A 12,692-nucleotide genomic window follows, 5' to 3' on the forward strand; every position below is an offset into this window, starting at 1 on the left:
TCAGGCGAACTCGCAGGTCACGCTGGCTTCACCGTCGAGCGTCGCATGCACGCGCTTGAGGCTTTCACCGGTGGCCATGGCGTCGAGCAGGCGGTCGGCCACCAGCGGCAGCACGTGCTGGTCGAGCAAGTGGTCGATCAGGCGTGCACCGCTTTCGCTTTGGGTGCAACGCTCGGACAGGTGATCGACGAGGTTCTGGCACCAGCTGAAATCCAGCTGACGACGGTTCAGGCGCTCGCCCAGACGACCGAGCTTGATCTCGATCAGCTCGCGCAGCACCGGGCCGCCGACCGGGTAGTACGGCACCACTTTCATCCGCGCCAGCAGCGCCGGTTTGAAGTGTTTGCTGAGCACCGGGCGAATGGTTTCTTCCAGCACTTCGGCGGTCGGACGCGCACCGTCTTCGCAGAGGTCGCTGATCTTGTCGCTGCCCAGGTTTGAGGTCATCAGGATCAACGTATTGCGGAAGTCGATCTCGCGCCCTTCGCCGTCGTTGGCCACGCCTTTGTCGAAGATTTGGTAGAACAGGTTGAGCACGTCCGGGTCGGCCTTCTCGACTTCATCGAGCAGTACCACCGAATACGGCTTCTGGCGCACGGCTTCGGTGAGCATGCCGCCCTCGCCGTAACCGACATAGCCTGGCGGTGCACCGATCAGGCGCGAAACGGTGTGCTTCTCCTGAAATTCGGACATGTTGATGGTGGTGATGAAACGGTCGCCGCCGTACAGCAGATCGGCGAGTGCCAGTGCGGTTTCGGTCTTGCCGACGCCGCTCGGGCCGACCAGCAGGAACACGCCGACCGGTGCGTCCGGCTTGTTCAGGCCGGCAGCGGTGGCGCGCATCGAGCGATCCAGTGCGTGCACGGCTTGTTCCTGGCCACGGATGCGGGTGCGCAGATCGGTGGCGAAACTCGCCACCTTGGCGTTGTGTTCGCGGGCCAGTTGCGCCAGCGGCACGCCAGTCCAGGCGCTGATCACTTCGGCCACCAGACGCGGGCAGACTTCGAAGCTGACCAGACGCTCCTTGACCTGCGCAGCGGTCAGGGCGCTGTGGGTGTCGTTGAGTTGCGCTTCCAGTGCTTCGACGCTCTGGCCCTCTTCAACTTCAGCAGCAACGGTTTCGATCACCGTGCCTTCGGCGTCTTCTTCAACAGTCACTGTCGGCTCGACCGCAGCGGCTTCACGGGCCTTGGCCAGTTGCTGACGCAGTTCCAGCAGGCGCTCGGCCAGTTGTTTTTGTTCGGTCCACTGGGTTTCAAGTGCGACCCTTTCCGCTTCGGCTTCGTCCAGACGCGCTTCCAGTGCCTCCAGCGCTTCGTGGTCGATCAGCAGACCGGCTTCGGCATCACGGCGCAGGGCCTGACGCTGGCGGCCACCTTCAGCCAGTTCGCCACGCAGGCGCTCCAGGCTTTCCGGGGCCGCGGCGAGGCTGATGCGAACACGGGCGCACGCGGTGTCGAGCACGTCGACGGCCTTGTCCGGCAGTTGCCGACCGGCCAGGTAACGGGCGGACAGTTCCGCTGCCGACACCACCGCGTCATCGCGCAGATAGATGCCGTGGCTCTTTTCATAGACTTGCGCCAGGCCACGCAGGATGGTCACGGCTTCGCTCACGGTCGGTTCGTGCAGTTGAACCGGTTGGAAACGGCGGGCCAGTGCCGGGTCTTTCTCGAAGTATTTCTTGTACTCGGCCCAGGTGGTCGCGGCGATGGTGCGCAGCTCGCCACGGGCCAGCGCCGGCTTCAACAGGTTGGCCGCGTCGGAACCGCCGGCATTGCCGCCCGCGCCGATCAGGGTGTGGGCCTCGTCGATGAACAGGATGATCGGCTTCGGCGAGGCTTTGACTTCGTCGATCACGCTTTTCAGACGACGTTCGAATTCACCTTTGACGCTGGCGCCGGCCTGCAACAGGCCCATGTCCAGCGACAACAACTCGACGCCCTTGAGCACCTGCGGCACTTCACCGGCCGCGATGCGCGAGGCCAGGCCTTCGACGATGGCGGTTTTCCCGACACCGGCTTCACCGACCACGATCGGGTTGTTCTTGCGGCGACGGGCGAGGATGTCGACCATCTGCCGGATCGCGCCATCGCGGCACAGCACCGGGTCGAGTTTGCCGTCACGGGCCTGTTGGGTCAGGTTGTGGGTGAAGCGCTCCAGCAGCGATTCGCCCTGGGCGGCCGGTTTGCCGTTGGCGGCTGCCTGAGGTTGTTGCGACAGGGCAAATTCCTTCAGGCGATCGATGTTCAGTTTGGCCAGCAACGGCTGGTAGCGGCTACCGGCGTAGCGCATCGGGTTGCGCAGCAGCGCGAGGATCAGCGCCGCGTCTTCGACCGAGGTCTGGCCCAGTTCAAGGTTGGCCACCAGCAGCGCGTCTTGCAGCCACTGCACCAGTTCCGGGGCGAACACCGGGTTGCGCGAAGCGCTGTGCTCGACCCGCGATTGCAGCGCGGCGCTCAGTTCGCCAGCGTCAACGTCGGCATCCTGCAGTGCACGGGAAAGCAGCCCGTTCGGACGCTCCAGCAGGCCGAGCAGCAAGTCTTCGACCAGAATCTTGCTGCCGCCACGGGCCACGCAGCGCTCGGCCGAACGTTCCAGATCGCGACGGGTTTCGGCGTCCAGCGCCTGGATAAGTTGTTGCAGGTCTACGTTGATCATGGCTCACGTCCTTAATGAATTTTGCTGCCCAGAGTCACCACGCCGTCTGCTTTTTCGCAGCCCAGCCAACTGGTCCACCCCAGGCGACAGTCGTTCTTCTCGCCAATGCGCAGTTCGCGGATTTCTTCCGGGCGCAGCACCAGGCGAATGTCGTAATCGAGCGGGTCACGCAAGGTGAACCGCACCAGCGCGCAGAGCGGCTGGTAACCGAAACCGATGGGCAGGAATTCGTGGAATCGCTCCCAGTCGAGTTCGGTGATGTGGATGCGGAATTTGCCGCTGCGATCGCGCACGCGTTCGCCCAGCACCAGGTCTTCACCCAGCACGCTGTTGGCGAAGCCGAGGCGGTTGCGCTGCTCTTCGAGGATTTCCACGCGGCGCTCGATGCACTGCTCGATGACCAGGTCTTCGTGCTTGAAGTAGTAACGCAGCACCGCTTCGATCAGCGCCGCCGAGTGCGCCCGCAGACTGAGCAGGCCGAGGTACGGCAGCAGGCGTTTCCAGTTCAGTTCCTTGGCCTTGCGGATCTCGTCGCCGCCGAGGCCGATCAGGGCGAACAGCTGCGAGGAGAACGGGTCGACCGCGCCACTCTGGAAGCTCGCGCGGTAGCGGTACTTGCGCCAGATCGGCAGCATCAGCCGTTGCAGGCGATGGTGGAACAGGTCGAGGAAGTTGCGCGTCGGGTTGCCGTCTTCGCTGTCGCCCAGGGCTTGCTCGCCATAGAACGCCGGCAGCGGCGAACCGGAACCGACCAGGCCGATCAGGTTGAACCGCAGGCGCGCGCGCATCTGCCCGTGCTCTTCAAAAAACTCCACACGATCGACGTCGCTGCGCGGAAATCCGAGGCTCGGGTTGGCCTGGAATTCCAGCTGGTCGTACAAATCGTCTTCGCTCAGGTACGGGTGCGCATCGCGCAGCCGGTCGATCACCAGCAGCACGGCCTGAAACAGCGAGTACTCGCGTATTACCTTCGTCAGCCCGCTTAAAGCAGGGGCTGCAGGCCCATACGTGGTGTCCATTGGTACACCTCTCCCTGTGTGCTTTTTACCCGCAGCTCATGGAATGAATTGAGACTGGCGTAAAGCGCGAAAAACTCGTTGAGAACCGAGGCGAAGACGAACAGGTCGCCTTCGCCGATATACCCTTCCGGGTCGATGGTCAGTTCGGTGCGCAGACCGCGCACCGGCAAACCACGGTGCAAGCGGTCCACGTGGTGATGCTTGATGTGCTTGAGACCGCCGAGCAGGCGTTTGCTGACCTTCTCCGCGTGCTGGTCGTAGTAGCGCGGCAGGTCGTAGGTTTCGAGAATCACCTTCAGTGCATTGACGTCGGCCAGCGACAGATAGTTAAGCGACATGTTGCTGATCAGCTTCCACAGGAAGTCACGGTTCAGCGGCGGCGCAAAACTGGAAGTGGCCGGGGTGATGTTGCGGAAACTCAGGAACTCCGGGGTCTCTTCGCAGGCCATGCAGATCTGCCCGAGCTTGAGTTTGCGCGGCAGGTTCTGGTTGGTGCAGACCAGCTCGATCGACAGGGTTTCATGGGCTTCGGTGTGACGGATGCCGAAGCTCAGGTAGGTGTCGAGGCCGTCGTGCAGCAGCGACGAACGCTGGCGGATGCTGTAATGCGGACGGCTGTTGGGCACGTCGAAACTTGGGTCGTGCTCGAAGGATTCGAACGGCACGTATTCCTGATAACCGAGGCCGCCGGGTTTCCAGCCAGTCACGGTCTCCACCGAGAACACGCCGCAGTTTTCCAGATCGTATTCGGCCGGCAGCAGCAGGTATTCGTCCTGTTTGCCGTCGAGGCGGATCGGCAGCGCGTCGTGCTTGAACAGGTTGACGATCGGCGTGCAGAACAGCTTCACGTTATCCAGGGTCGGACGCATGCGCATGATGCCGCTCTTGCGGATGTCGAAGCGCAATTCCAGGCCGCGCATCTGCTTGAGCGTGTCTTCCGGCAGCGCCTTGAGAATGTCGAGGCCGTGGACATCAACGAACAGGAACTTGTCCTGGAAGGCGAAGTATTCCTGCAGATAGCGATAGCCGCGGAAGGTGTTCAGCGGATACGGGATCAGCGCTTCTTCTTCGGCAAAGCCCACCGGTTTGACCCGGTCGCCCGGAATCTTGAACGCCATCGGCTTGCCGCTCACGCCATCGATCGGCTTGCCGGCGCCGTCGAGCGGGATCAGTTCGATGCCGTCGAGGTTGCGCAGCAGGCTCAGGTAGAGCATCTGGCTGATGTAGCGCTCGCCGGCAAAGTGCAGGCGCAGTTTGCTCAGCTCCAGCTCGCCGAGGTGGCCGTCGGCACTCATCTCCAGGCGCAGGCTGAGCAACGAACCGTCGCCTTTCACCGAGTAGTTCAGCGCGGCCAGATCCAGCGCCATGACTTCGGTCGGGTAGCAGGTGCGGAAGCGGCAACGCACGTCTTCGATCGGCACGCTCTCGATCGGCGTGTCACGCTCGACCTTTAGCGCCGGACCCGAACGCTTGAGCGGGTCGAACTGCAGAATGCTGAACGCCGGCAGCGGGCGCATGTAGTTCGGCCAGAGCAACTGCATCAGGGAATGGCTGAGCTCCGGCAACTCGTCATCGAGCTTCTGGCGCAGCCGCCCGGTCAGAAACGCAAAGCCTTCCAGCAACCGCTCCACATCCGGATCCCGCCCGGCCTGCCCCAGAAACGGCGCCAACGCCGGACTACGCTCGGCGAAACGGCGGCCCAGTTGGCGCAGTGCGGTGAGTTCGCTTTGGTAGTAGTGGTTAAAGGACACGGGTTACCTGCCTGGTAGTGGAACTCATCAAAAAAATATCCTGTAGAGCGCAACCGTCACGCCGGCGCAGAAGTAACCGGCGATCAGGAGGTATGGCACAAGCAGGATCCAGCCGTAGGCCATGAAAGCACTGTCGAACGGCCCGACGACCAGGCTGCACAAGCCATAAAGCATCCAGGGCACCGCGTAGAAAGGGATGATCTTCAACGGCGCCAGCCAGACCATTCGCAGCGCCTGCTGCTCATTGCGGCTCTTCGCGGCCCGCGATACCCACAGCGCAAACAACAACAGTCCGGGCATGCCGAACCACAACAGATACACCCAGTGGGTCTCGGACGAATCGAATGTCGAATATTCGCCAATCCACAGGCCATAGGATGAAAACGCGAGCATGGCCAAGAATGGCGTCCACAAGGCACCCATGAAAAAACTCAGCTGCGCGCGGCTGAGGATGGGCATCTGGTTCGATACCCCGATCACGGGCAAGCCCTCATCTGCGAAACCACGTCCTGCGAAGCAATCGCAGGCAATGCCTGCCGCATCAACGCGCGCTTTTCCAGGCGCAGCTCAATGACCTGCGTGGCCAGAATCGCCAGCAACGTCACCCCCCCCTGAGCCACGGTGTAGAACAGCGCCCGCAACGGGTTGTCGGGCACCATCATGAATAGAATCCAAGAGACCATCAGCGCGAGCAGGCCGAGTTTTGCCCATAGCTTCGGGAACACAGCAACCAGTGCGTTCACCGCGAAAAAAATATAAATGAACATGTAATGTGCGATGCCGATGCCTACGCCACGGGTGGTGAAGCCGCCGTTGAATGCTTTGTAGGCAACGACCACTGCGTCGTTCAGGAAAACGTACGCAACACATCCAGCGGCATGGAAAGCCAGGTTCATGGCAACGCGGGCGTAGATGTTCATGCCGGCTTCACATTCCCGTACCAAGTACCTGCACCATGAATTGCGACGACAGACGCCAGAACGATGTAGGTCAGCAAACGATGCCAGCTCGAATCGCTGTCAGCCACTCCCGCCAGATATCCCTGCATTTAAACTCCACCTCTGCCAAAAGCCTTAGGAAGAGCGAAAAGCAAAGCGGTACTAAAAACCCAAAAAAACAAATAAACGTAGTTTTTAGGCATACCACTAGAGGCCCAACCTTTTACAACACTCAAGCCGATAGCAAACTGCAAAATAAAAAAAGAAAAAATTACCAATGGAACGGACAACGCATAACTATACGGCTCCGCAAAATCCAATTTGAAAACTGCGAACACCTCGAACACCAAAAATGGAAAAACGAGGGCTATCGCCATGAAGATCATCAACTTTATTTTCACTACGTAATTCATCAGCGCAGGACCTCGAAGCGAAGAGGGAGCGCAAACCATAATTGACGCAGAGCTTCTGGCGCGCGAAAAATGTCGCAATAACAGGATCCGCACAGCCTCATATTTTTCGAGTCAGTAAATAACATTGAACACCCAATAGTTAAATTCATAGAGGGCGATCGCACCTGCAAAAGCCGTAACCAAAGGCATGACCCCATTTCGCAGATTTCTTGTTCTAACGATCACAACCAACGACCTTGTAAAAAAAAACAAGGCAGCGACCATCAATGGAACATAAACAACAATACAAAAAACAAAAAAATACCCATACAACTCAACGCCACCCACCGACCATTTACTCTGGGGCTCGGTGAGCGACATCAGCAGCAACAGAGCTGATATCAAAAAATAGAAAACGCGAAACATTTAACGAAGACCCTTTGAGTAAAGGAGCTTCGCAAGCTCACGCCGTCTGGCCTTCCCGTCAGCCGTGTCTCCGGAGTAGTAAAAGTGCCCCTCCGCCGTAGGCATCTGCTTACCCAGCTCCAATGCAGAGTCCACCAACTCCTTGTCAGTCATGCCGGCGTAAATAGGATCGCCCTTGTCCTGCAGGTTTATGATTATTGCCTTACCTATATTTTCGTGACTGCTCACTGCATCCTTCAGGCTTTTATTAATCGGAGCACCGATGAGGACAACGTGATCAACTTTTACGCCCGAGCGCGCGTAATACATTGCCGTTCGCGCTGCGATTACGGACCCCCAAGAGTATCCGACTATATTGAACTGCCCGACCTTGGGTAATGGTTTTGTAATTTCCATTGATTCGAGAGAAAATTCCGTCGCCTTTATTTTCGAAACATCGCGACTAATTTTTACGGCTAGAATATCGCTGGTGGGCGTACACTCCACAACGCTATTACTTTTGATCGTAATTAAGCCGTAGAGATATTTCTTCTCTATGTACTCACCACCATAAGTGCACTTCTGCAGCTCGCCATATTCAAATATGACCGGATCACTTTCATCTTGATTATATAAAACGACAGAGGCCGCATCGCTTAGCATGTCCACCATGTCTGGGACATGTTTATCCAGCCCTGCCGTGAGAGATGAATAGTTACCAAATACAGCATTGGGAATGCCGGCTTCCTTGAGTGCTGCAACCATATCCGCGTTGTAAGCACCGATCATTCCAGCCCCACCCAGGAATACCGTCAGACCTTGTTCAACAACGATAGGCTTAGGCGTGAGGTCCTTGGTTGGGGTACTGCTCATCGTTGCAACTTTCGAAAAAGCACCACTTGAAGTATTGATGACGTCAGCGCCCATCTATCAATCTCCCTTTGCGACATAGATTTCAACTGTCTCTGCACTTTCGTGGCGAGATAGCCGATGAGTGAATCCTTTTGCGTTGGTAACACCCTCTTCCTGCGATCCATCTTGCCGAACGATGAGATATCGGCGATCAGCCATCGGGGCGCCAGACTCGTCGGTAAGGGCGAACTGCTCATCAAAACCCGGAAGAATCAACGGCAATGGCGGCACAAACGGCGCCGGCGAATGCGAATTGCCGATAATCACCGTCCCTGATCCAGCAGTGACCTTGTTGCCATGAGAACCTACCGAACCAACAGTGGCAGCCGGCTTGCCGTTGATCAGAACCGTAGTCGCAAGATCGCCGACCAACGCACCACCACACGCCGAGGCATCGCCCTGGCGGGCCGCCGGCAGGCCGTCGAAGAACACGTCGCCGGAACCGGCGGCGATCGGGTTGGTGCCGTGGCCGGGGAGCGGGCAAGCGGTGGGGTCGGATACGCGTGCTGCAGGTTTGCCAGACATCGGGGTTCTCCTTAGTTGACCTTCACTTGACCGCTGCCATCCAGGCGCGCGGCGAAACTGACCTGGCGCTTGAAACCCTCGACTTCCAGCAGGCCTTCGATGCTGAAGGCCAGGCGAAGCTGGTCGTGGTCACGCGGCAGGGAAATGACACGCACGTTGCTCAGGCGCGGCTCGTAGGCTTCGATGAAGCTTTCGATGGCCAGGCGGGCCTGACTCAGGGAGTCGTGCAGGCTCAGGCGCATGTCATTGAGATCGGGCAACCCGTAGTCGGACAGCGTTTGCACGCTGCCGGCCCGGGTGCTGAGCATTTTGGCCAGATGGGCAGCCACCGACGCCATGGCCGAAGCCTCGAGGCTCTTGCCCTTGCGCTGTTCCGCGTCGCCATTGAGGCGTTCGAAAAGGCTGCCGTATCCGTCCATGAGTCGCTCTTACTCTTTGTCCAGCTTGCCAACCAGCGACAGGGTGAAATCGGCACCCATGTACTTGAAGTGCGGACGCACGTTCAGGCTGACGCGGTACCAGCCCGGCTCGCCTTCAACGTCGCTGACGATCACTTGCGCAGCGCGCAGCGGACGACGGCCACGTACTTCGGCGCTCGGGTTTTCCTGGTCGGCCACGTACTGGCGGATCCACTTGTTCAGTTCCAGCTCGAGGTCGGTACGCTCTTTCCACGAACCGAGTTGCTCGCGCTGCAGCACTTTCAGGTAGTGAGCCAGGCGGTTGACGATCATCATGTACGGCAGTTGGGTGCCGAGCTTGTAGTTCAGCTCTGCCGCCTTGCCTTCTGCGCTGATGCCGAAGAACTTCGGCTTCTGCACCGAGCTTGCGGAGAAGAACGCCGCGTTGTCGGAGCCTTTGCGCATGGTCAGGGAGATGAAGCCTTCCTCGGCCAGTTCGTATTCACGACGGTCGGAAACCAGAACCTCGGTAGGAATCTTGGTTTCGATTTCGCCCATGCTTTCGAAGTGGTGCAGAGGCAGGTCTTCAACCGCGCCGCCGCTCTGTGGGCCGATGATGTTCGGGCACCAGCGGAACTTGGCGAAGCTGTCGGTCAGCTTGGTGCCGAACGCGTAAGCGGTGTTGCCCCACAGGTAGTGCTCGTGGCTGTTGGCAACGTTTTCCTTGTACACGAACGATTTGACCGGGTTTTCTTCCGGGTCGTACGGGTTACGCAGCAGGAAACGCGGCACGGTCAGGCCAACGTAGCGGGAATCTTCCGAGGTACGGAAGCTCTGCCATTTGGCGAATTGCGGGCCTTCGAAGTGATCTTTCAGATCCTTCAGGTCCGGCAGACCGGTGAAGCTTTCCAGACCGAAGAATTTCGGGCCGGCGGCGGCGATGAACGGCGCGTGGGACATGCAGGCTACGCTGGACACGTACTGCATCAGCTTCACGTCCGGCGAGCTTGGGGACATGTAGTAGTTGGCAATGATCGCGCCAACCGGCTGACCACCGAACTGGCCGTATTCAGCGGTGTAGATGTGTTTGTACAGGCCCGACTGCATGACTTCCGGCGAGTCTTCGAAATCGTCCAGCAGGTCTTCTTTGGAGACGTTGAGGATTTCGATCTTGATGTTTTCGCGGAAGTTGGTGCGGTCGACCAGCAGTTGCAGGCCACGCCACGACGATTCCAGCGCCTGGAAGTCCGGGTGGTGCAGGATTTCGTCCATCTGACGGCTGAGCTTGGCATCGATCTCGGCGATCATGCGGTCAACCATGGCTTTCTTGACCGGCTCACCGTTGTTCTGCGGCTTGAGCAGCTCTTCGATGAACGCCGACACACCGCGCTTGGCGATGTCGTAGGCTTCGTCGTCCGGCGTCAGGCGGGTTTCGGCGATGATGCTGTCGAGGATGCTGTACTCGCCGTTTTCTGCGGCGTTCTGTTGTGCTGCGCTAGTGCTCATTGTGTTGGCTTCCTTGGCTGCTGGAGTCTCAAGCGTCCGGAGCTGCGGCGTTCAGGCCCAGCTCACCGAGTACGCGACCGCGGGATTCGTCGTCGGCGAGCACGCCTTCGATGGCTTTACGGAACGCAGGTGCGTTACCCAGCGGGCCTTTGAGGGCCACCAGCGCGTCGCGCAGTTCCATCAGTTTTTTCAGCTCAGGCACTTGCTCGACCAGGCTGGCCGGGTTGAAGTCCTTCATGGAGTTGACGCGCAGTTGCACGGCCAGCTCGTCGGCCTCGCCATCTTCCTGCAGACGGTTCGGCACGCTCAGCGTCAGACCCAGCTCTTGCTTGGCCAGCACTTCGTCGAAGGTCATCTTGTCGATGCTGATCGGCTTGCGATCCTCGATCTTGCGATCGTCCTTGCGGTGGGTGTAGTCACCGATTGCCAGCAGCTTCAGCGGCAGTTCAATCTCTTCCTGAGCACCGCCGGTGGCGGGTTTGAAGGTGACGTTGATGCGTTCCTTGGGGGCTACCGAGCCTTCTTTGGCCATGGCTTTTCTCCTTGCGGTTGTGGCCCTGGGGCCTATTCGAGTACCACTTCGAGGTCGAGGTGGCACAGCCTGCGATAAATCTCTTCCTTGCGTTCACGTACGGCATGGTTCTGCGGTAACAACTCGCAGCAACTGTGCAGCAGGTGCAGCACTTCCAATGCAAGATCGGGCTCCCAGGCGTGCAGGCCTGAGTCCTGTAATGTCTGATCGAGGGTTTCGAGCTGGTTCTTGGCCAGTTCGTATTTCTTGGCCAGGAAGCACAGCCGCGCGAGGGCGAACTGCCAGAAGAAGCGTTCGCGCCCGCCGTGCGCCGATTGCAGCCCCTGCTTGAGGATCTGCACTGCGGGTTTGAGGCCTTCCTTGCGCAGGATCGGCTGGACTTCTTCGAGGGCCTTTTCCCAGGCCGGCTGGGTTTCGACGTTCTCGGTCTCGACCTTGCGCGGCGCGCTGGCGCTTTGCAGGTGCGGCATGACGTTGCCGGCGATCCACGCCCGAGTGGACGGATCGGCGAACGGCGAGCCGTCATGGAAGCGCAGCTCGATGATGCCGGGCAGGCGTTGAATCAAAAGCGCGAAGTGGATTTCCACTTCGCGCATGGCCAGCTCGGCGTTGAGGTTCTGGAGACATTCCCAGACCATTCGCTGGCCATCGAACCAGAACGGTGCCTTCGCCAGGCTCGCCTCCAGCTCCACCAGCAGGTCGGCGTATTTGCCCTGATCGAAACGGTCCTGATACTGCTTGAGCTTGTCCACCGGTAACCCGCGCAGCACGGTGATCTGCTCGGCGTTACGCTCGGGCACCGCGTCGATGGTCATCCACAGCAAGGTGCGGTTGAGGCGCAGGGCGCGCAGGTCGGTGGCTTTCTGCTTGAGCCACCAGGCGCACAGCGGACGGGCGCTTTCCTGCTGGGCGCGCAGAGCCTTGTGGGCTTCTTTCTCGTTGTCGATCGGTGCGCCCGGCGCCAGCAACTGGCTGGCGGCCTGCTTGACCTGGGCCACCGCCGCGCCCACCACGCCGGGTGCCGGCTGGTTGTCGGCGGCGCGCTGGATCATGGTTTTCAGACGGCGGGAGAGCGGCAGCAGCAGCGGCGCATCATCGCCCAGATGCTCGGTGCACACCGCGTCGAGACCGGACAGATGCTCGGACAACTGCCGGAACATCGGCAGCTGTTCCTTGATCGCGATGTTCTCGGTGATCACCTGCTCGAGACGCGGCACCAGCCAGCCGATGGCGGCGGCCCGGGTACGGGGTTTGAGCGGGTGAATCTCGGCCCAGTTGTTTTCCGACAAATGGTGCAGCAAACCGAGGCCGGCCAGCAGGCCGGGGAAGGATTCACGCTGGTAGAGCGACCAGGTCAGCCAGGCGCCGACACGCAAATCCTTGGATTGGGTACGCAGGAGGTTTTCGCTGTTTTCGCGAATTTTCAGCCAGTCGATCTGCCCGCTTTCGTGCATCGACGAGGCTTTGGCCAGCTCGCTTTCCAGGGCCTCGAATTCGCTCGAGAAACGAACGTCTTCACCCGCAAAATTCTCTTTGGAAACAGAGACTTTAGCGAGTTCGAGGTAATGGGCAGAAAGTTTGCTTGAGTAGGACATCCATGGCCTTTATTTGGATTACGGTCGTGCGCCTATTGGAGTTGCAGCGGCGCGGGACAGT

At 59.5% G+C, this 12,692-nt stretch carries 13 protein-coding genes; all 13 read right to left on the minus strand.

Features of this window, described 5'->3' with window-relative positions; all coding sequences use genetic code 11:
• The 13 genes from tssH to tssA all read right to left on the minus strand — a co-directional run bounded on the left by tssH (position 1) and on the right by tssA (position 12,631).
• Complete coding sequence (gene tssH, locus ACKJSM_RS17820) at positions 1-2,658, minus strand: type VI secretion system ATPase TssH (protein ID WP_410238445.1); 2,658 nt, start codon at positions 2,656-2,658, stop codon at positions 1-3.
• A gap of 11 nt (positions 2,659-2,669) precedes the next feature.
• Entirely contained in the window at positions 2,670-3,677 is a 1,008-nt protein-coding gene (gene tssG, locus ACKJSM_RS17825; protein WP_039765146.1) for a type VI secretion system baseplate subunit TssG, read from the minus strand.
• Positions 3,641-5,428, minus strand: coding sequence for a type VI secretion system baseplate subunit TssF (gene tssF / locus ACKJSM_RS17830; RefSeq protein WP_011336593.1), 1,788 nt, complete (start codon positions 5,426-5,428; stop codon positions 3,641-3,643). The genes tssG and tssF overlap by 37 nt, the downstream gene beginning before the upstream one ends.
• 27 nt (positions 5,429-5,455) lie before the next feature.
• Entirely contained in the window at positions 5,456-5,887 is a 432-nt protein-coding gene (locus ACKJSM_RS17835; RefSeq protein ID WP_373874305.1) for a hypothetical protein, read from the minus strand.
• 17 nt (positions 5,888-5,904) lie between these two features.
• Positions 5,905-6,348 (minus strand): hypothetical protein, encoded by a 444-nt coding sequence (locus ACKJSM_RS17840; RefSeq protein ID WP_410238446.1) that lies wholly within the window; start codon positions 6,346-6,348, stop codon positions 5,905-5,907.
• Positions 6,349-6,476: 128 nt separating this feature from the next.
• A complete protein-coding gene (locus tag ACKJSM_RS17845; RefSeq protein WP_410238447.1) occupies positions 6,477-6,779 on the minus strand; it encodes a hypothetical protein in 303 nt (100 codons plus the stop codon).
• A 111-nt stretch (positions 6,780-6,890) separates the two neighbouring features.
• Positions 6,891-7,184 (minus strand): hypothetical protein, encoded by a 294-nt coding sequence (locus ACKJSM_RS17850; protein ID WP_236179747.1) that lies wholly within the window; start codon positions 7,182-7,184, stop codon positions 6,891-6,893.
• Positions 7,185-8,090, minus strand: a complete 906-nt coding sequence (locus ACKJSM_RS17855) for a hypothetical protein (RefSeq protein WP_410238448.1) — start codon at positions 8,088-8,090, stop codon at positions 7,185-7,187.
• 3 nt (positions 8,091-8,093) lie between these two features.
• Positions 8,094-8,600 carry a PAAR domain-containing protein gene (locus tag ACKJSM_RS17860; RefSeq protein WP_085696784.1) on the minus strand — a complete coding sequence of 169 codons (507 nt, stop codon included), beginning with the start codon at positions 8,598-8,600 and terminating at the stop codon, positions 8,094-8,096.
• An 11-nt stretch (positions 8,601-8,611) separates the two neighbouring features.
• Positions 8,612-9,019: a type VI secretion system baseplate subunit TssE gene (tssE, locus tag ACKJSM_RS17865; RefSeq protein WP_064379801.1), complete on the minus strand. Its 408-nt coding sequence runs from the start codon at positions 9,017-9,019 to the stop codon at positions 8,612-8,614.
• 9 nt (positions 9,020-9,028) lie between these two features.
• Positions 9,029-10,504: a type VI secretion system contractile sheath large subunit gene (gene tssC, locus ACKJSM_RS17870; protein ID WP_011336600.1), complete on the minus strand. Its 1,476-nt coding sequence runs from the start codon at positions 10,502-10,504 to the stop codon at positions 9,029-9,031.
• Between the two features lie 28 nt (positions 10,505-10,532).
• Positions 10,533-11,036, minus strand: coding sequence for a type VI secretion system contractile sheath small subunit (gene tssB, locus ACKJSM_RS17875; RefSeq protein WP_003229587.1), 504 nt, complete (start codon positions 11,034-11,036; stop codon positions 10,533-10,535).
• A gap of 32 nt (positions 11,037-11,068) precedes the next feature.
• The gene (gene tssA / locus ACKJSM_RS17880; protein ID WP_410238449.1) at positions 11,069-12,631 is read right to left on the minus strand and encodes a type VI secretion system protein TssA; all 1,563 of its coding nucleotides are present in this window, start codon (positions 12,629-12,631) and stop codon (positions 11,069-11,071) included.
• Positions 12,632-12,692 lie beyond the last annotated feature (61 nt).

Source organism: Pseudomonas sp. PHC1, assembly GCF_046487845.1.
Lineage (GTDB): Bacteria > Pseudomonadota > Gammaproteobacteria > Pseudomonadales > Pseudomonadaceae > Aquipseudomonas > Aquipseudomonas sputi.